Source organism: Pseudomonas sp. QLc11A (assembly GCF_052112305.1).
GTDB lineage: Bacteria > Pseudomonadota > Gammaproteobacteria > Pseudomonadales > Pseudomonadaceae > Aquipseudomonas > Aquipseudomonas laurylsulfatiphila.
In genome coordinates, this window is record NZ_JAVAJJ010000008.1 from 146100 (window position 1) to 164907 (window position 18808).

13 protein-coding genes and 4 pseudogenes are annotated in these 18808 nt (G+C 60.8%); 5 read left to right on the plus strand and 12 right to left on the minus strand.

Going from position 1 to position 18808, the window contains the following annotated elements:
• Positions 1-73 precede the first annotated feature (73 nt).
• Both Q8X48_RS14135 and Q8X48_RS14140 read left to right on the plus strand, forming a co-directional pair.
• Positions 74-223, plus strand: coding sequence for a hypothetical protein (locus tag Q8X48_RS14135; RefSeq protein WP_407802765.1), 150 nt, complete (start codon positions 74-76; stop codon positions 221-223).
• Between the two features lie 81 nt (positions 224-304).
• Positions 305-4192 carry a dermonecrotic toxin domain-containing protein gene (locus tag Q8X48_RS14140; RefSeq protein WP_407801537.1) on the plus strand — a complete coding sequence of 1296 codons (3888 nt, stop codon included), beginning with the start codon at positions 305-307 and terminating at the stop codon, positions 4190-4192.
• Between the two features lie 52 nt (positions 4193-4244).
• On the opposite strand, the gene Q8X48_RS14145 is transcribed toward Q8X48_RS14140, so the two are convergent.
• The gene (locus Q8X48_RS14145; protein ID WP_407801536.1) at positions 4245-4739 is read right to left on the minus strand and encodes a DUF934 domain-containing protein; all 495 of its coding nucleotides are present in this window, start codon (positions 4737-4739) and stop codon (positions 4245-4247) included.
• Entirely contained in the window at positions 4723-6381 is a 1659-nt protein-coding gene (locus tag Q8X48_RS14150; protein WP_102674056.1) for a nitrite/sulfite reductase, read from the minus strand. The genes Q8X48_RS14145 and Q8X48_RS14150 overlap by 17 nt, the downstream gene beginning before the upstream one ends.
• 523 nt (positions 6382-6904) lie before the next feature.
• Between Q8X48_RS14150 and Q8X48_RS14155 the strand changes: the two genes are divergently transcribed.
• Positions 6905-7990, plus strand: coding sequence for an ABC transporter substrate-binding protein (locus Q8X48_RS14155; protein WP_407801535.1), 1086 nt, complete (start codon positions 6905-6907; stop codon positions 7988-7990).
• Between the two features lie 6 nt (positions 7991-7996).
• On the opposite strand, the gene Q8X48_RS14160 is transcribed toward Q8X48_RS14155, so the two are convergent.
• The 6 genes and pseudogenes from Q8X48_RS14160 to metH form a co-directional block, all read right to left on the minus strand.
• Positions 7997-8215, minus strand: a complete 219-nt coding sequence (locus tag Q8X48_RS14160) for a DUF2970 domain-containing protein (protein WP_007980782.1) — start codon at positions 8213-8215, stop codon at positions 7997-7999.
• 193 nt (positions 8216-8408) lie between these two features.
• Positions 8409-8522 (minus strand): annotated as a pseudogene (locus Q8X48_RS14165) (hypothetical protein); the annotation flags it as partial.
• 158 nt (positions 8523-8680) lie between these two features.
• Positions 8681-8794, minus strand: a pseudogene (locus Q8X48_RS14170) (hypothetical protein); the annotation flags it as partial.
• Between the two features lie 159 nt (positions 8795-8953).
• Positions 8954-9067, minus strand: a pseudogene (locus tag Q8X48_RS14175) (hypothetical protein); the annotation flags it as partial.
• Positions 9068-9226: 159 nt separating this feature from the next.
• Positions 9227-9340, minus strand: a pseudogene (locus tag Q8X48_RS14180) (hypothetical protein); the annotation flags it as partial.
• 159 nt (positions 9341-9499) lie between these two features.
• Positions 9500-13210 carry a methionine synthase gene (gene metH, locus Q8X48_RS14185; protein WP_407802541.1) on the minus strand — a complete coding sequence of 1237 codons (3711 nt, stop codon included), beginning with the start codon at positions 13208-13210 and terminating at the stop codon, positions 9500-9502.
• 156 nt (positions 13211-13366) lie between these two features.
• Here metH and Q8X48_RS14190 point away from each other — a divergent pair, with 156 nt between their 5' ends.
• The gene (locus Q8X48_RS14190; protein ID WP_407802540.1) at positions 13367-15664 is read left to right on the plus strand and encodes a fatty acid cis/trans isomerase; all 2298 of its coding nucleotides are present in this window, start codon (positions 13367-13369) and stop codon (positions 15662-15664) included.
• Between the two features lie 233 nt (positions 15665-15897).
• Positions 15898-16482 carry a Fe-S biogenesis protein NfuA gene (gene nfuA / locus Q8X48_RS14195; protein ID WP_007912592.1) on the plus strand — a complete coding sequence of 195 codons (585 nt, stop codon included), beginning with the start codon at positions 15898-15900 and terminating at the stop codon, positions 16480-16482.
• A gap of 140 nt (positions 16483-16622) precedes the next feature.
• On the opposite strand, the gene cobM is transcribed toward nfuA, so the two are convergent.
• From cobM to Q8X48_RS14215, 4 genes are all read right to left on the minus strand, one after another.
• Complete coding sequence (gene cobM, locus Q8X48_RS14200; RefSeq protein ID WP_407802539.1) at positions 16623-17369, minus strand: precorrin-4 C(11)-methyltransferase; 747 nt, start codon at positions 17367-17369, stop codon at positions 16623-16625.
• Positions 17370-17453: 84 nt separating this feature from the next.
• Positions 17454-17867, minus strand: coding sequence for a cobalamin biosynthesis protein (locus tag Q8X48_RS14205; protein WP_015094887.1), 414 nt, complete (start codon positions 17865-17867; stop codon positions 17454-17456).
• Positions 17864-18571 carry a CbtA family protein gene (locus Q8X48_RS14210; protein WP_126045591.1) on the minus strand — a complete coding sequence of 236 codons (708 nt, stop codon included), beginning with the start codon at positions 18569-18571 and terminating at the stop codon, positions 17864-17866. The genes Q8X48_RS14205 and Q8X48_RS14210 overlap by 4 nt, the downstream gene beginning before the upstream one ends.
• A gap of 11 nt (positions 18572-18582) precedes the next feature.
• Positions 18583-18774 (minus strand): CbtB domain-containing protein, encoded by a 192-nt coding sequence (locus Q8X48_RS14215; RefSeq protein WP_217838207.1) that lies wholly within the window; start codon positions 18772-18774, stop codon positions 18583-18585.
• Positions 18775-18808: the final 34 nt, after the last annotated feature.

Sequence of the window (18808 nt, forward strand, 5' to 3'; positions counted from 1 at the left end):
TTTTTTTTGGCGTGTTTTCACTGGTTTGGAGGCCGCGCGGGCGCGGTCCCTTGTGGGAGCTGGCTTGCCTGCGATGGTCGTTAACGATAACGCGTTTGATCTGGATGAACGCGGCGCACTTGAGTCCATCGCCGGCAGGCTGGCTCCTACAGGTTCCCGGGAACCTGTTTTTGCCTGCGAACGCTTGCCCGATGTCTTCCACGGCACGGCGAAATCTCTGTAGTCGGCAGGCGACCGTTCCTGCTTTCGGCAACGCGGCGGCTGGGTATGTTGGTGTTCCAAAAATAGTTGCCATGGAATGCACATGAATGACCTTCAGACACCGCTAAATCCCCAGCCTGCGCCGCTGCGCGAAACACTGCAATCTGTGGTGAGCGCGGCTTTACCGCAATCTCCCGAGCAGTTCGGTGCGCAGTTGATCAGGGAGAAATGGGGGCAAGACATCGACCCGCACACTGCGCTGTTAGTCACTCTTGATTACCACTACCGCGGGCACCCGCCGCAGGACGGCATCGAGCAAGGTCAGGTGGCAAGCACCCAAACCCTGGTCCAGGCGTTGCTGGAGAATTACCAGACCGTCGGCGACGGGCGCTTCGCCGAAAGCGTGTTTGGCTTGTACACACCGCCCGATGTCGGCCCGTCCATTCGCATCGTGGAGCATGTCGATGAGTTCGCCGACCACGGTAATGGCAACCACCATACCTACGAAGGCATTTATCGCCAGACCACGCCTCAGGTGTATGGGCCGACAACGCAAATTGCCCTCAGGCCGGCGGCGTTCAAGCAGTGGGTGTGGGAGCTGGATTTGCAAACCCGCTATCAGGCTTACCTTGATCGCACCTGGCCCTCCGATAAGCGAATCGTCCAGACGCAGCCTTACGACTTGAGAACCTCGGCCAAGGCCGCCTTTATCATGAGCGCCTGCCTGCAACAGCAGGAGGGCAGTTTGAGTCAGGAAGGCCTGGCCCTGGCCATGCAGGCCGCCGGCTTGCCAGCGGGGCAGGCGTGGAGTGCGTTGACCCTCGATCAGCTACAGGCGCCGACTCGTGTCGGCGCGCCGATCGAGGCCGGTCGGCTGACGATCTATCGCTACACGTCGGACGATATCTGGTGTTATCGCCACCGACACAGCGGCAGGGTCCTGCTGAATATCCCGGGCAACTCCTCACCCTTGCATGAATTCACCGACTGGCAACACCTGCGCCAATGGATCGTGGCTCAGGGCCAAGTGCCGGCCACACGCCAGGCGCTGCTCGCGCATTTTGCCGAGAACGATCGGGAAGACGGCACCTTCCATGCGGGCGTGTCGACCGCGTTGGAGGGCATGGCGGTTTACCCGAACGAACACTGGCTGAAAAGGAGCGCCGGGCTCTTCAACGACGACGGTTTCTGGGACCCGCAGGATTACATCGATCTTGAGCGCCCGCCCTCCGGCACCGATCCGTTCGCGCAACTGGTGCTGACCATGAAGCAGGCCTCGATGGCCAGCGTCAAAACCATCCGTGACGATGCCCAGGTCAATCGCGACAACCTGAGTGCGGTGGTGGAACCGCTGGTGCGCTGGATCAACCGGCTGGGGCCATTGGCATTGTTCATTCCGGGAGGCGAGGGCGTCCTGGTGCTGGCCGGCCTGATCGACGCCGGTTATGGCCTTGATCAGGCCATCAACGGCAAGACACCGGAGCAGCGCTCCGAGGGCGTGACGCGCACCGTGTTCGGCTTGCTCAATGCGCTCCCGCTGGTCGGGGCCGTGGTGGCACTCAAGGGCGAAGAAAAAATCGCCGGAACCGTGAACGAGTCTGGAGAACCCGCAAGCGAGCCGCATCCCGGAACGCCGGTCAAGCCCGTAGCCGGATCGACTCCGGTGCCGGTGTCGACCCGCGTAGCGCTGTTGCGTGAGGTGTGCGCACCCCATGCTGCCTTCAGTGATGAGGTACTGGGGCAGATCGCCCGGGTCAGCACGGTCGACGACGATATGCTGCGCCTGATGCAGGCAGGTCGCCCACCAACGCCGCTGCTGGCCGATACCATCACACGCTTCAAGCTCGATCAGGAACTCGAAGGCGTCACCGATGAGCAAGCACGGGCCGGATTGTTCAACACCCGCTATCAGGCGCTCCAGCACTCGGAGCAGGAATGGGTTCGCCTGTTTCAGCGCGAATACCCAGGATTGCCGAAAGGCGCCGTGGAGCAAATCCTCGACCGTTCGGGAGTCGACATCCATCAGCCCTTCGACGCTGACGAGGCGCTGCAATTGCTCAAGCGACTGGACAACAAATCGCGGGACTACCAACAGCATGTACGACTCAACCGGGCCTATGAAGGCTTGTACTTGCGTTCGGTCCTGCATCCCGAAACCGATGTCCTGGCACTGCACTCCCTGCATCGCCTGCCCGACTGGCCGCAAGGCCTGCGCATCGAGGTACTCGACGGGGCAATCAGTGGCCGTGTCCTGGACCGCTGCGGTCCGCTCGATTCCATGGATTGCCGGCGTTTGATCAAGGTCGGTAACCGCTATCGATATACCGCGGTGGCGGCTAGCGACGGCGAGGGTTCGGACCTGTTTACCGCGCTGCTCGACCTCTTGTCCGTGGAGGAACGTACGGCGATGTCGCTTCACTCGCCGGATGCTGCCAGCGAGTTGCGGTTGCGCATTGGCGGTCATGCCTTGGCCCGTTCCGAGTTGATACTGGGCTTGAATCGAATGGATTCGCGGTTGCCTTTCGAAGCTGGGGGATTGCGCGGTGGCGGCTTCCCAAACACGCCACAGGCCGCAGAGCTGTCCCATGGAGTCATGCGTCTGCAGGTCAAGGATCTGTATCCGGATTTCACCGATGCCCAGGCGGATGAGTTGCTGATTGAAGCGGGTGCCGGGGCTCAGGCGCTGGTGGATCGCCTGATAGCGCAGATGCAGCAGTTGCATGCCGATCTGCGTCAGTGGATCGACCAGTCCGTGCTGGATGCCGATGACATGGACATCGATTTTCTGTCCGTTGGCGATGATGAAGCAGAGGGAATGACCCTGGGGCAGGTGGCGGCGCACAATGTCCAACTGCTGCAAACCGTGATCGATTACGAGCGTGAAACTCGAACCGAGCTGGGCGATGAACTGATGAGCATCTGGCAAAAATGCGCGCCCCGGATCAATAGAGTGATGTCGGGTGAGGCGTTCTCCGGGTACAGGCTGGACCTGGCTTTCGAGGACTACCATCGGTTGCCGACGATGAACGTACGCTTCAATGAGGTCGTCGAGTTATCGATGCTGGGCCTGCACCTGATCGAACGCGAGAGCCTGAGCGCCTTTCTCGAAAGCTTTCCGAACCTGCGTTCCCTGAGCCTGGAGCGTGTCGACCTGCGTCGACTCAACGCAAACGGCGTACTGGAAGGTGTGTTGCCTCCACCGATTCGGCAAATGACCCGTCTCACTACGCTGAACCTGAGCGCCACTTTGCTGCAGTTTCAGGAGAACACGGCTGCACAGTTGGGTGATCTGGTGAGCCTGCAAGCGCTGGACCTGAGTGACAACCCTTTGACCGTTCCGCCCGTTGTCCTGGGGCTCAATGAGTTGCGTGTATTGAACCTGAGAAACACCGGGATCAGCCGTTGCCCGGTGGGCATCGCCGATCAGCCGTACTTCACCTCGCTCGACTTGCGAGGCAACCGGATCAGCCGGGTTCCCCAATCGATACTGAATCAGGCGGTCTCCCGGGACCGGGTGAAACTGTGGGGTAATCCGCTGACGGATGAAGATACCTTGCTGCGCCTGGTCGATCATCGCGAGCGTACCGGCATCAACTTGTGGCTGAGTGAACCGGGTGCCGATTACGGCAGTGCGACACCCTGGCTGGAGGAGGGCGACGAAAGTGTGCGCGAAGCGCGGCAACAGATCTGGCAACGACTGGCCGTCAAGCCATCGGGCAGTGCGTTGCTTCGGGTCATGGATGGATTGCGCCTGACGGCGGATTTCCAGGTCGGCTATCTGTCGCTGCAGGCGCGTGTGTGGCACTTGCTGCACGAAGCGGATACGTCAGAGGAGTTGTGGGGCTGGTTGCGTCAGAGTATCGAAACGCGGGTTGGCGATGCAGAAAACCCGTTCAGGATGTTCGTGGTGCTGGAAGAACGAGTCCGGCTATACCGTGACTGGGTCGCCATGGGGCGGCCGATTCCGCTGGTGGAACATCCGGTGTTCTAGCGCGAAGGGTAAACCCCCTTGAACCCCGGGGCCGGGGTCCAAGGGGTGACGGTCAGCGGCGACGGAACAGCGGCAGCGGTTCGTCGGTCGCCGCCTGATAGGTCACCGAGAAGTCCTTGAGGCCTTCAAGGGCTTCGTGCGGATCCTTGTCGGGGCGAACGGCGAACGCGTCGAAACCACAGCGATGCATGTAGAACAGCTGGTCACGCAGCACGTCACCAATGGCCCGCAATTCGCCCTTGAAACCGTAACGGTCACGCAGCAGGCGGGCGTTGGAGTAGTTGCGGCCATCGGTGAATGCCGGGAAGTTCAGGGCAATGACCTGGAACTGCGCGACGTCTTCACCGATTTCCTCGGCTTCTTCATCGGCGTCAAGCCAGATGCCCAGGCCGCCGTCGCGGGCCATGAGCATACGGCTGTGTTCGCGCCACAACTGCAACGGCACGATGTAGTCGTCGCAGTTGGTGATCTCGTCGATGCTGAAGTCCTTGGGCAGCAGGTGCCAGGTCTCGTCGACGACCTCGTTGTTCTTAATGATTCGCTGCATAGACACGCTCCTTGAAGAGGTCGATACCAATACGCTGATAGGTGTCGATGAAGCGTTCGTCTTCGGTACGTTGTTCGATGTACACGTCGATCAGCTTTTCGATCACGTCAGGCATGGCTTCCTGGGCAAAGGACGGGCCGAGGATCTTGCCCAGGCTGGCGTCACGGCTGGCGCTGCCGCCGAGGGAAACCTGATAGAACTCTTCACCTTTCTTGTCCACCCCGAGGATGCCGATGTGGCCCACGTGGTGGTGGCCGCAAGCGTTCATGCAACCGGAGATGTTCAGGTCCAGCTCGCCGATGTCGAACAGGTAGTCCAGGTCGTCGAAACGGCGCTGGATCGATTCGGCGATCGGGATCGACTTGGCGTTGGCCAGGGAGCAGAAGTCGCCACCCGGGCAGCAGATGATGTCGGTCAGCAAGCCGATGTTCGGCGTGGCGAAGCCTTGCTCGCGCAGCTCGCCCCACAGGACGAACAGCTTGTCCTGCTCGACGTCGGCCAGAATGATGTTCTGCTCGTGGGAGGTACGCAGTTGACCGAAGCTGTAACGCTCGGCCAGGTCGGCCACGGCGTCGAGCTGTTTGTCGGTGATGTCGCCCGGTGCAACGCCGGTAGGCTTGAGGGACAAGGTCACGGCCACGTAGCCCGGTTTCTTGTGGGCCAGGGTGTTGCGTGCGCGCCAGCGGGCGAAGCCCGGGTGCTGCAGGTCGAGCTCGGCCAGGGCGGCGCACTGGTTGTCCAGCGCCTTGTAGTCCGGGTCGACGAAATGTTTGGCGACGCGCTGCACTTCGGCTTCGGTCAACGTGGTCTGGCCACCGCGCAGGTGCTCCATTTCCGCGTCGACTTTCTGGGCGAAGACTTCAGGCGTCAGCGCTTTCACCAGGATCTTGATTCGCGCCTTGTACTTGTTGTCGCGACGGCCATAGCGGTTGTAGACCCGCAGGATGGCGTCGAGGTAGCTCAACAGGTCTTGCCACGGCAGGAACTCATTGATGAATGCCCCCACCACCGGCGTACGGCCCAGACCACCACCGACCAGCACACGGAAGCCCAGTTCGCCAGCGGCGTTGTGCACCGGCTCAAGGCCGATGTCATGGACTTCGATGGCGGCGCGGTCGGAAGTCGAACCGTTGACGGCGATCTTGAACTTGCGCGGAAGGTAGGCGAACTCCGGGTGGAAAGTCGTCCACTGGCGCACGATCTCGCACCATGGGCGCGGGTCGATCAGTTCATCGGCGGCGACACCGGCGAACTGGTCGGTGGTGACGTTGCGCAGGCAGTTGCCGCTGGTCTGGATCGCGTGCATCTGCACGGTGGCCAGTTCAGCGAGAATGTCCGGAATGTCTTCCACGGCCGGCCAGTTGAACTGCACGTTCTGCCGGGTACTGATGTGGGCGTAGCCCTTGTCGTAGTCACGGGCGATTTTGGCCATCATTCGCATTTGCCGCGAAGTCAGTTGGCCGTAAGGCACCGCGACTCGCAACATAGGCGCGAAACGCTGGATATAAAGGCCATTTTGCAGGCGCAGAGGGCGGAATTCTTCTTCGCTCAGCTCGCCTGCCAGATAGCGTCGGGTCTGATCACGGAACTGCTTGACGCGGTCCTCGATGATCCGCTGATCGTATTCGTCGTATACGTACATATAAGTCCTGTTCTCAGGCTTGGGCCGGTCGGAAACAGCGGCGTTTTTTTGGCTGGCTGGCGTCCGATAAAACCTCGGCAATTCTGCGCGCACGGCCGCGCACTCCCTACGGAGCCGGGGCAAGATACCAGTTTGCAGTTATGCGTAAAAGTGATGTTTGAGCATATGTAAAGAACCAAATCGCCTAATGAGAATCGTTGTGACAAAGACCCTGTTTGTGATGCGGGCAATCGTCGTCTTTACTCTGCTCGAGTCTTTATGCAATCACCGATAAAACCGACAAGAGGCGATGCAATGAGCAACCCAACCAAAGCACGGAAAAGCGATAGCACTGTAGATGCCTGGGCAATCTTGTTCCTGATCATGCTGGTCGTGGGGACGGCGGTTTTCTGGGTCAGCCACCAATAAACGACCCGTCCGGGCCCGGTTCCGACGATTGTCCGACAAAAACCGGAAAAATCGCCGTTTTACGGATGTTCGCTGGCTATAATGCGCGGCGGATTTCCGGGGGCTCGGACGACCAATGTTGAAGTTTCTGTATGGCGTATTGCTGACGCTGGGCATGGTCGTGGGACCTTGTGCCCAAGCGGCGTCAGTGCTGTTCCTGAATCCGGGAACCCCAACGGAAGCTTTCTGGTCGAGTTACTCCCAGTTCATGCAGGCTGCGGCGACGGACCTGGGGATGGACTTGCGTATCCAGTATTCCGACCGCGTCTCCGAAAACACCATTGGCCAGGCTCGTGAAGCCCTTCAGGGCTACCATCGTCCCGACTACCTGATCTTCGTCAACGAGCAATACATCGCCCCCGAGATCCTGCGGCTGGCCAAAGGCAGCGGGGTGAAGCTGTTCATGGTCAACAACGCCCTGACGGCGGATCAGATGAAGCTGATTGGCGCGCGGCCTGACAAGTATCCCGATTTGCTCGGCAGCCTGGTGCCCAATGACGAAGAGGGCGGCTACCTGATGCTCAAGGAATTGATCCGGCAGCACGGTCCGGTGGCCCCCGGCCAGACGATTGAGCTGCTGGCCTTTTCCGGTTTGAAGATCACCCCGTCCGCGCAGTATCGCGAAAAAGGCCTGCGGCGCGCCTTGGCCGAGCACCCCGAAGTGCGTTTGCGCCAGCTGGTGTACGGCGGCTGGACCCGGCAACGCGCCTGCGAGCAGGCCAGGCTGTTGTTCAAACGCTACCCGCAGACGTCGCTGGTCTGGGCCGCGAACGACGAGATGGCGCTAGGTGTGATGCAGGCGTATGTCGAGGCCGGCGGCGTGCCGGGCCAAGGCGTGCTGTTCGGCGCAATCAACAATTCACCCGCGGCGTTGCAGGCACTGCTGGACCGTCGCCTGAGTGTGTTACTGGGCGGGCACTTCACTCTGGGTGGCTGGGCGCTGGTGCAATTGCATGACTACGATGAAGGCGTGGACATCAGCCAGTACGGCGGCCGTGACCGCCAGATTCCGTTGCTGCAACTGATCGACCGGGCGCAGGCCAGGCGACTGCTGGCGATGGGGGCAACGCAGGACTTCGGTGTGGATTTTCACAAACTCTCGGCCAAGGGCCGTCCCGCGTCCTGGCGTTACCCGTTCACCCTGCAAACCCTGATGCACTGAGCCGCGTCAAACCCCGGCCAGGAGTAGCACCAGCTTGACGATGCCGAACAGCGTCAAGGCAAACACCACCGTGAACAGGATCCCCAGAATCACGAAATGACTGGGCTTGCCGTGCGTGAAATCACGGGCCCGGTTCTTCCCGCTCTGCACCCCGAACGCCGCCGCCATGACGCTGTGCAGCATTTGCCAGAAGCTCGGCGGCTTGTTGTCGGCCGGATCGTCCATAAAACCCTCGCCACGAATGTGTGTGAGGCAAGCATAGACAAATCACAGCATGCACAAAACAAATGTGGGAGCGAGCTTGCTCGCGATGAGGCCGTAACAGTCGATATCCATGCGACTGTCAGTCCGCCATCGCGAGCAAGCTCGCTCCCACAGAGGTATGTGTTGGCCACAATATCGTGGCCAATAGAGCCGCTTAGTTGTCGTAACCCAGGTTCGGCGCCAGCCAGCGTTCGGTCACGCTCAGCTCCTGGCCTTTGCGCGAGGTGTAGCTCTGCACCTGGTCCTTGTCGACCTTGCCCACGGCAAAGACAACTCACTCAGGGCTGACGCATTTCCTGTGGGAGCGAGCTTGCTCGCGATGAGGCCGTAACAGTCGATATCCATGCGACTGTCAGTCCGCCATCGCGAGCAAGCTCGCTCCCACAGAGGTATGTGTTGGCCACAAATCGTGGCCAATAGAGCCGCTTAGTTGTCGTAACCCAGGTTCGGCGCCAGCCAGCGTTCGGTCACGCTCAACTCCTGGCCTTTGCGCGAGGTGTAGCTCTGCACCTGGTCCTTGTCGACCTTGCCCACGGCGAAGACAACTCACTCAGGGCTGGCGCATTTCCTGTGGGAGCGGGCTTGCTCGCGATGAGGCCGTAACAGTCGATATCCATGCGACTGTCAGTCCGCCATCGCGAGCAAGCTCGCTCCCACAGAGGTATGTGTTGGCCACAATATCGTGGCCAATAGAGCCGCTTAGTTGTCGTAACCCAGGTTCGGCGCCAGCCAGCGTTCGGTCACGCTCAGCTCCTGGCCTTTGCGCGAGGTGTAGCTCTGCACCTGGTCCTTGTCGACCTTGCCCACGGCGAAGACAACTCACTCAGGGCTGGCGCATTTCCTGTGGGAGCGAGCTTGCTCGCGATGAGGCTGTAACAGTCGATATCCATGCGACTGTCAGTCCGCCATCGCGAGCAAGCTCGCTCCCACAGAGGTATGTGTTGGCCACAATATCGTGGCCAATAGAGCCGCTTAGTTGTCGTAACCCAGGTTCGGTGCCAGCCAGCGCTCGGTCACGCTCAACTCCTGGCCTTTGCGCGAGGTGTAGCTCTGCACCTGGTCCTTGTCGACCTTGCCCACGGCGAAGACAACTCACTCAGGGCTGGCGCATTTCCTGTGGGAGCGAGCTTGCTCGCGATGAGGCTGTAACAGTCGATATCCATGCGACTGTCAGTCCGCCATCGCGAGCAAGCTCGCTCCCACAGAGGTATGTGTTGGCCACAATATCGTGGCCAATAGAGCCGCTTAGTTGTCGTAACCCAGGTTCGGTGCCAGCCAGCGCTCGGTCACGCTCAACTCCTGGCCTTTGCGCGAGGTGTAGCTCTGCACCTGGTCCTTGTCAACCTTGCCCACGGCGAAGTATTGCGCCTGCGGGTGAGCGAAGTACCAGCCGCTGACCGCTGCCGCCGGGAACATGGCGTAGTGTTCGGTGAGGAACACGCCGCTGCGGCCTGCACGCATTTCTTCGGCCTCCGGATCGAGCAGGGCGAACAATTGGGCTTTTTCGGTGTGATCCGGGCAGGCCGGATAACCCGGTGCCGGACGGATACCGGTGTATTGCTCCTTGATCAGCGCTTCGTTATCCAGCACTTCATCCTTGGCGTAGCCCCAATAGTCTTTACGCACCTGCTGGTGCAGCCACTCGGCGCACGCTTCGGCCAGGCGGTCGGCCAGGGCCTTGACCATGATCGAGTTGTAGTCGTCGCCAGCGTCCTGGTAGGCCTTGGCCACTTCTTCGGCGCCGATGCCGGCGGTGGTGATGAAACCACCCACGTAGTCGGTCACTTCACTGTCCTTGGGCGCAACGAAGTCGGCCAGGGAGAAGTTCGGCTTGCCGTCGGTCTTGATGATCTGCTGGCGCAGGTGATGCAGCTTGGCCATTGGCTTGCCGTCATCGCCATAGAGTTCGATGTCGTCGTCATGCACCTGGTTGGCCGGCCAGAAACCGAACACCGCGCGGGCGCTGATCAGCTTCTCGTCGATCAGTTTGGTGAGCATTTCCCGGGCATCCTTGTACAGCGAGGTGGCGGCTTCACCGACCACTTCGTCCTGGAGGATGCGCGGGAACTTGCCGGCCAGATCCCAGGATATGAAGAACGGCGTCCAGTCGATGTACTCGGCCAGAACGTTGAGATCGATGTTGTCCAGCACCCGCGTCCCGGTGAAGGTCGGTTTGACCGGCGTGTAGCTCGCCCAGTCGAACTGTGGTTTCTTGGCGATGGCCGCGCCATAGCTCAGGCGTTCGGTGCGGGCGCTGCGGTTGGCGGTGCGCTCGCGAACCTCGATGTAGTCCTGGCGGGTTTTCTCGACGAAGCCGGCCTTGAGCTCCTTGGACAGCAACTGGGTCGCCACGCCGACCGCGCGGGAGGCGTCGGTGACGTAGATCACCGCATCGTTGCTGTACTTCGGCTCGATCTTCACCGCGGTGTGCGCCTTGGAGGTGGTGGCGCCACCGATCATCAACGGCAGGTGGAAGTCCTGGCGCTGCATTTCGCGGGCGACATGGACCATCTCATCCAGCGACGGGGTGATCAGGCCGGACAGGCCGATGATGTCGCACTTCTGCTCCTTGGCCACCTGGAGGATTTTCTCCGCCGGGACCATCACGCCGAGGTCGACGATGTCATAGCCGTTGCAACCGAGTACGACGCCGACGATGTTCTTGCCGATGTCGTGCACGTCGCCTTTCACGGTCGCCATGAGGATCTTGCCCTTGGCTTCAGGCTTGTCACCTTTTTCCAGTTCGATGAACGGGATCAGGTGCGCCACGGCCTGCTTCATCACGCGAGCGGATTTCACCACCTGGGGCAGGAACATTTTGCCGGCGCCGAACAGGTCGCCGACGATGTTCATGCCGGCCATCAGCGGGCCTTCGATCACCTCGATCGGGCGGCTGAAGGACAGGCGCGATTCTTCTGTGTCTTCGACGATGTGGGTGGTAATGCCTTTGACCAGCGCATGTTCCAGGCGCTTGTTGACGTCCCAGTTGCGCCACTCTTCGGTCTCGGCTTCCTTGACGCTGCCGTCGCCCTTGTACTTGTCGGCGATGGCGAGGAGGGCGTCGGTGCCTTCCGGGGTGCGGTTGAGGATCACGTCTTCGACGGCGTCGCGCAGTTCCACCGGGATCTGGTCGTAGATCTCCAGTTGCCCGGCGTTGACGATACCCATGGTCAGCCCAGCGCGGATTGCGTAGAGCAGGAACACCGAGTGGATCGCCTCACGCACCGGGTTGTTGCCACGGAACGAGAACGACACGTTGGACACGCCACCGGAGGTCAGCGCGTACGGCAGCTCGTCACGGATATAGGCGCAGGCGTTGATGAAATCGACGGCGTAATTGTTGTGCTCTTCGATACCGGTGGCCACGGCGAAGATGTTCGGGTCGAAGATGATGTCTTCCGGCGGGAAGTCCACTTCATTGACCAGGATGTCGTAGGAGCGTTTGCAGATTTCCTTCTTGCGCGCTTCGGTGTCGGCCTGGCCGGCTTCGTCGAAGGCCATCACCACGACCGCGGCGCCGTAGCGCTTGCACAGTTTGGCGTGATGAATGAACTGCTCCACGCCTTCTTTCATGCTGATCGAGTTGACGATGCCCTTGCCCTGGATGCATTTGAGGCCGGCTTCGATCACTTCCCACTTCGAGGAGTCGATCATGATCGGTACGCGGGAGATGTCCGGTTCGCCGGCAATCAGATTGAGGAAGGTCACCATGGCCTTCTTCGAATCGAGCATCCCTTCGTCCATGTTGATGTCGATCACCTGGGCACCAGCCTCGACCTGCTGCAGGGCGACTTCCAGGGCTTCGGTGTAGTTGTCCTCGCGGATCAGCCGGGCGAACTTGGCGGAACCGGTGATGTTGGTGCGCTCGCCGACGTTGACGAACAGCGAACTGCGATCGATGGTAAAGGGTTCCAGACCCGAAAGGCGGCAAGCCTTGGGAATGTCCGGGATCTGGCGCGGCGCATAGCCGGCCACGGCCTTGGCGATGGCTTCGATGTGGCCCGGCGTGGTGCCGCAGCAGCCGCCGACAATGTTGAGGAAGCCGCTTTGAGCGAACTCTTCGATGACCTTGGCGGTTTGCGACGGCAGTTCGTCGTACTCGCCGAATTCGTTCGGCAGGCCGGCGTTCGGGTGCGCCGACACGTGGGTGCCTGCCTTGTTCGACAGCTCTTCGAGGTACGGGCGCAATTCGCTGGCGCCGAGGGCGCAGTTCAGGCCAACGGAGATTGGCTTGGCGTGGGCCACGGAGTTCCAGAAGGCTTCGGTGGTCTGGCCCGACAGGGTGCGGCCCGAAGCGTCGGTGATGGTGCCGGAAATCATGATCGGCAGTTCGACGCCCAGCTCTTCGAACACGCCCTGTACGGCGAAGATCGCGGCCTTGGCGTTGAGGGTGTCGAAGATGGTTTCGATCAGGATCAGGTCGGCGCCGCCCTCGATCAGGCCTTTGGTGGATTCGGTGTAGTTTTCCACCAGCTCATCGAAGGTCACGTTGCGGTAGCCGGGGTTGTTCACGTCCGGGGACAACGAGCAGGTGCGACTAGTAGGGCCGAGCACGCCGGCGACGAAGCGCGGTTTGTCCGGGGTTTCCAGGGTCTTGGCGTCGGCGACCTTGCGTGCCAGGCGAGCGCCTTCTACGTTTAATTCATACGCCAGACCTTGCATGCCGTAGTCGGCCAGGGAGATCTGGGTGGCGTTGAAGGTATTGGTTTCCAGAATGTCGGCGCCAGCGTCGAGGTAGGCTTTCTCGATGCCGCCAATCACGTCCGGACGAGTCAGTACCAACAGGTCGTTGTTGCCTTTGACATCGCTCGGCCAGTCAGCGAAGCGTTTGCCACGGTAATCCTGCTCTTCGAGCTTGTAGCTCTGGATCATCGTGCCCATACCGCCATCGAGAATCAGGATGCGCTCTTTGAGGGCGTGCTTGAGAGCTTGAAGGCGAACGCTGCGATCGGACATTTGGACTACTCGGTAAGACCATGACGAAGGGCCGGGATGATAGCAAACCTGTGTGCTTTTAGAGCATGACTCGGTTTTGCATGAATATCGTTCATGTTGGCAGGCATGGCAGACCGGTAGAATCGCGGCGTTTTTTCAGGATCCGGGACCAGGGACATGTCTTATCGCTTCGTCATCAGCAGTGTGTTGATGCTTTTAAGCTGGGGCGCTGCGGCGCAAAGTCCGGCGAACTCCTCTGCCATTTCCTACAGTCGAGACATTCAACCGATCTTCACTGAAAAGTGCGTGGCCTGCCACGCCTGCAACGACGCCGCCTGTCAGCTCAACCTGGGCAGCGGCGAAGGCGCGGCACGCGGCGCAACGAAAGTCCCGGTTTACGACGGTGACCGTACTAAAGCGGTGGCGCCGACGCGGCTGTTTCTGGATGCCTCCGGCAAAGCCGCCTGGCAGCAAAAGGGCTTCTTTTCGGTGCTTGATGCCCAAGGCAGCCAGGCCTCATTGATGGCGCGGATGCTGGAACTGGGCCACAACACCCCCTTGCAACCCAACGCCAGGCTGCCGCAAGACATCGTCCTGGGCCTGAACCGGGAGAACATGTGTTCCATGCCCGCGCAGTTCGATGGCTACGCCGCTTCGCACCCGAAGGAAGGCATGCCGCTGGCGGTGACCGGCCTGACCGACCCGCAGTACCAGACGCTGCAACGCTGGCTGGCCGCAGGCGCACCTATCGATCAACAGGCCCTGGCCCCGAGTGCGCAAGAAGCGCAGCAAGTGATCCAGTGGGAAAACCTGCTCAATTCGCCGGGCGCCCGGCAAAGCCTGGTGGGGCGCTGGCTGTATGAGCACTGGTTCCTCGCCCATCTTTACTTCAAGGAGGGTGAGCCCGGGCATTTCTTCCAGTGGGTGCGTTCGCGCACGCCGACCGGCCAGCCGATTGACCTGATCAATACCCGGCGCCCCAACGATGATCCGGGCTCGGAGTTTTACTACCGCTTGTGGCCGGTGCAGGGCGTGATCGTGCACAAGACCCACATCACCTATCCGCTGAGCGCGGCGAAGCTGGCACGGGTCAAATCCCTGTTCTACAGCGGCAACTGGGAGGCCAATGCATTGCCGGGCTACGGGCCGAAGAGCCGGGCCAACCCCTTTACCACCTTCGAAGCGATTCCGGCCCAGGCGCGCTACCAGTTCATGCTCGATAACGCCGAGTACTTCGTGCGCACCTTTATCCGTGGGCCAGTCTGTCGTGGGCAGATCGCCACGGACGTGATTCGCGATAACTTCTGGGCGCTGTTCCAGGCACCTGAACACGACCTCTACATCACCGACCCGAACTATCGCGGGCAAGCCACGCCCTTGCTGGCGATGCCGGGGCAGAATGATGATGTCGGCAGCGTCCTGACCCTGTGGCATGACTACCGCGACAAACGCAACGAATACGAGGCCCTGCGCCGCGATAGTTACGCAGACTTGCCCGCGCCGAGCTGGTCGACCCTGTGGGCCGGCAACGACAACGCACTGCTGAGCATCTTTCGCCATTTCGACAGCGCCTCGGTGACCAAAGGCCTGATCGGCGAAGTGCCGCAGACGATGTGGCTGTTCGACTATCCGCTGCTGGAGCGCACCTACTACCAACTGGCAGTCAATTTCGATGTGTTCGGCAACGTGTCCCATCAGGCCCAGACGCGCTTGTATTTCGACCTGATCCGTAACGGCGCCGAGCAGAATTTCCTGCGTCTGATGCCCGCCGATTCGCGGGAGGGTTACCTCGACGACTGGTATCAGAACAGTGGCAAATTCAAGATGTGGCTGGACTACGAGTCCATCGACGATGACAAACCGACCGCATTGAAGCTTGATCCGCAGGATCCCAAGCGCGATTTCGCCCGGCAATTGCTGACCCGTTATGGTGACCTTGATGCCAGGCCCGACCCGATCAACCGCTGCGACGGCGCCTACTGTTCGCGGCCGAACATTGATCCGGATCTGCAAAATGCCGAGCAGGTGTTGAGCCGCCTGACCTCGCGTCCGGCGGCGGGGCTCAAGGTCATCGATCAACTGCCGGAAGCGACCATGCTGCGTATCGAAACCGGCAGCGGCAAGCGTGAGGTCTACAGCCTGCTGCGCAACCGGGCCCACAGCAATGTGGCGTTTCTGCTCGGCGAATCGCTGCGCTATCAGCCGGGGCTCGATACCCTGACGATTTTCCCGGGTGTGCTCAGCAGCTACCCGAACTTCATGTTCAACATTCCGGCCGGGCAAGTGCCGGCGTTTGTGGATGCGATGGAGAACGCCAAGGATAGCGACAGCTTTGAGAAAATCGTCGAACGTTGGGGAATACGGCGCAGTCATCCGCAATTCTGGCTGTATTTTCATGACCTGAGCCGCTACATCCAGGAGACCGATCCGGTGGAAGAGGGCGTGCTGGACATGAACCGCTTCGAGAACCTCTGAAACACCGCTGATCCCCTGTGGGGGGGCTTGTGGCGAGGGGGCTTGCCCCCGTTGGACTGCGCAGAAGTCCCATTTTCTGGGGCTGCTTTGCGACCCAACGGGGCGGTGCGGCGTTCCGACAAGCCCCCTCGCCACACAAGCCCGCTCCCACAATTCTTTCCCGACAAAAATACTGGGACTTTGTCCGGCGCGCCGATTGGCGTAAACTGCGCCCAAGCCTGCGAGGAGTTTCCATGACCGCTATTACCATTACCGACGCCGCCCACGATTATCTGGCTGATCTGCTCTCCAAGCAGAACACCCCGGGCATCGGCATCCGCGTCTTCATCACCCAGCCTGGCACCCAGTACGCCGAAACCTGCATTGCCTACTGCAAGCCGGGCGAAGAAAAACCCGAAGACACCGCGCTGGGGCTGAAAAGCTTCACCGCCTACATCGACCATTTCAGCGAAGCCTTCCTGGACGATGCCGTTGTCGACTACGCCACCGACCGCATGGGCGGCCAGCTGACCATCAAGGCGCCAAACGCCAAAGTACCGATGGTCAATGCCGACAGCCCGGTCAACGAGCGCATCAACTACTACCTGCAAACCGAGATCAACCCTGGGTTGGCCAGCCACGGCGGTCAGGTCAGCCTGATCGACGTGGTCGAAGACGGCATCGCCGTACTGCAGTTTGGCGGTGGTTGCCAAGGCTGCGGTCAGGCCGACGTGACGCTCAAGGAAGGCATCGAGCGTACCCTGCTTGAGCGTATTCCCGAGCTCAAGGGCGTTCGCGACGTGACCGACCACACGCAGAAAGAAAACGCCTACTACTAAGGTGTTCACTGCAAAATAAAAAACGGCGCCCCGTGAGCGCCGTTTTTTATGAGTTAAATTCGCTGAAGCCTTCGCGAGCAGGCTCGCTCCCACAGTTGACCATAATCCAATGTGGGAGCGAGCCTGCTCGCGAAGGGGCCTTATGGGCGATAGAGATGCGCATGCCCCGCGCGATACAGCGATGACTCACTGAAGTGATCACTGCCCAGCACCCGTCCCACCAGTATCAAAGCCGTGCGCCGAAACCCTTTGGCGGCAACCTTCCCGGCAATGTCATCAAGCGTTCCCGTCACCCAGTCCTGATCCGGCCAGCTCGCACGGTGAACCACCGCAATCGGGCAATCGGCGCCGTAATGCGGCAGCAGTTCCTCAACGATCTTCGGCAGGTGATTGACCCCCAAATGAATTGCCATGGTCGTGCCGTGCCGGGCCAGGCTGGCGAATTCCTCTCCGGGTGGCATGGCGGTTTTGTCGGCGTAGCGAGTCAGGATCACGCTCTGTGAAACGTCCGGCAGCGTCAGTTCTGCACCCAGAAGCGCTGCACACGCGGCGGTGGCCGTCACGCCCGGAACGATTTCGAACGCAATGCCCAGCTCACGCAGATAGCGAATCTGTTCGCCAATGGCGCCATACAGGCTCGGATCGCCGGAGTGTACCCGGGCCACGTCCTGGCCTTTGGCGTGGGCGGCCTTGAACAGGTCGATGATCTGTTCAAGGTGCAGTTCGGCGCTGTTGACTACCTGCTCGGCACAATGACCTTCCAGTACCGCGGCTGGCACCAGCGAGCCGGCATAAATGATCACCGGGCAACTGCGAATCAGCCGCTGGCCCTTGACGGTAATCAGTTCGGGGTCGCCGGGACCTGCGCCAATGAAGTAGACGGTCATCGTCGGTTCCTGTGGGGATAAAAGGGGCTGAACAGGGCTTCAGATGAAGAATGTTCATGATCGAGGCGGGGATTATCGGGGATTTTATGCCGCGCCGGCCAATGCCAGGGTTGCCTGGGCATATTTCTGTCGGGGAATCAGCAGTTTTGCCGGGGCCTGGGCCAGTTGTTCGGCCAGGGCCAGCGCGGCGCTTTCCGCCACGCCGTAGCAACCGGTGCGTTCAAACGCTATTTGCGATTGATGGCTGAGTTGCGGCTCATAGGGGGCCAGTTGTTCGCTGCTGAAGTACATCAATTCCAGGCCAAGCTGCTGGGCCAGTTCGATCAGTGCAGGTTCGTCGCGCTTCGAATCGATGCTGGCCAGCGCCTTGATTTCATGACGGGCAATCTGGTGTGCCTCCAGTGCCTGGTCGAGCAGCGCCAGCAAGGTGCTGACGGGGCAGCCCTTTTGGCAGCCCAGGCCGACCACCAGGGTCGGCGCAGTGCTGACGTCCGTCATGCGTGGTATTGGCCATCGCTTTTGCGACGGAACAACCAGGCGCTGATCAGGCCCAGGGCCAGCCAGAACGCCACGTTGGTCAGTTGCGAAGCGATTTTGAATTGGGTTTCCAGTGCCTGCGGAGCGAGCATCGAATGCACCTCCGGTTGCGGTGCGCCAATCACATGGGGAACAGCGAGGATTGCCGCACCGAGGACTTTCATCAGCCAGTGACGGCTGAACACGATCAGCGCGATACCGACGGCGGTAGAGGCGGCGGTACCGATCCACCACAGTTGCCGTTGTGCCAGATCGGCGGCGGCAGTGCCTGGCAGTTCAGGTGGCAGGCCGAGGGTCGGCGCGAGCACGAAGGTCGCATAGCCGGCCAGGCCCCAGAGCAGGCCCTGGGAGGTTTTGGTCGGCGCACGCAAGGTGTACAGGCCGGTCAGCATCAGGGCGAAACCGACGGCCACCACCAGGTTGCCGCCAGTGGTCGACAGCACGCGCTGCCAGCCGTCTTCCGGCTCCCAGGCTTCGGCGTCGTGGGTATGGGCAGCCATCGCGCCATCGGCGTGTTCATGCATTTCAACGGCAGCCGGTTCGGCTTTTTCGTAGGTTTCGGCCTGCAGAATCAGGGGCGCGACCCAGAAACTTTGCAGCAGGGTCAGCAACAGGGCGGCCAGCAGCCCGGTGAAACCTGCGGTTTGCGCAATACGCTTGATCATGTCAGCAGGTCTCAATGGCACGGGAACGCGGAGCTGTGACGGGTATCGTGGGCGGCATTGTGTACCGCTTCGATGTGCGAGAAACCGGCGAAATACACAAGGCTTGCGCCCAGGATCGACGCGCAGACGGCGGCGGTCAGACGTTGAGTCAGGGTAGAAGTGGTGCTGGCTGTAGTGTGGCCGGTGCTGCTGATGATCGACATGGCGTTTCCCTCTGGTCTGTCAGCGGGGAATCAA

What these genes read in the sequence shown, in the direction of transcription:
- Q8X48_RS14135 (WP_407802765.1), top strand. Translation starts at nt 74, where the DNA reads ATGGTCGTTAACGATAACGCGTTTGATCTGGATGAACGCGGCGCACTT.
- Q8X48_RS14140 (WP_407801537.1), top strand. Translation starts at nt 305, where the DNA reads ATGAATGACCTTCAGACACCGCTAAATCCCCAGCCTGCGCCGCTGCGC.
- Q8X48_RS14145 (WP_407801536.1), bottom strand. Translation starts at nt 4,739, where the DNA reads ATGCAGCGAATCATTAAGAACAACGAGGTCGTCGACGAGACCTGGCAC.
- Q8X48_RS14150 (WP_102674056.1), bottom strand. Translation starts at nt 6,381, where the DNA reads ATGTACGTATACGACGAATACGATCAGCGGATCATCGAGGACCGCGTC.
- Q8X48_RS14155 (WP_407801535.1), top strand. Translation starts at nt 6,905, where the DNA reads ATGTTGAAGTTTCTGTATGGCGTATTGCTGACGCTGGGCATGGTCGTG.
- Q8X48_RS14160 (WP_007980782.1), bottom strand. Translation starts at nt 8,215, where the DNA reads ATGGACGATCCGGCCGACAACAAGCCGCCGAGCTTCTGGCAAATGCTG.
- metH (WP_407802541.1), bottom strand. Translation starts at nt 13,210, where the DNA reads ATGTCCGATCGCAGCGTTCGCCTTCAAGCTCTCAAGCACGCCCTCAAA.
- Q8X48_RS14190 (WP_407802540.1), top strand. Translation starts at nt 13,367, where the DNA reads ATGTCTTATCGCTTCGTCATCAGCAGTGTGTTGATGCTTTTAAGCTGG.
- nfuA (WP_007912592.1), top strand. Translation starts at nt 15,898, where the DNA reads ATGACCGCTATTACCATTACCGACGCCGCCCACGATTATCTGGCTGAT.
- cobM (WP_407802539.1), bottom strand. Translation starts at nt 17,369, where the DNA reads ATGACCGTCTACTTCATTGGCGCAGGTCCCGGCGACCCCGAACTGATT.
- Q8X48_RS14205 (WP_015094887.1), bottom strand. Translation starts at nt 17,867, where the DNA reads ATGACGGACGTCAGCACTGCGCCGACCCTGGTGGTCGGCCTGGGCTGC.
- Q8X48_RS14210 (WP_126045591.1), bottom strand. Translation starts at nt 18,571, where the DNA reads ATGATCAAGCGTATTGCGCAAACCGCAGGTTTCACCGGGCTGCTGGCC.
- Q8X48_RS14215 (WP_217838207.1), bottom strand. Translation starts at nt 18,774, where the DNA reads ATGTCGATCATCAGCAGCACCGGCCACACTACAGCCAGCACCACTTCT.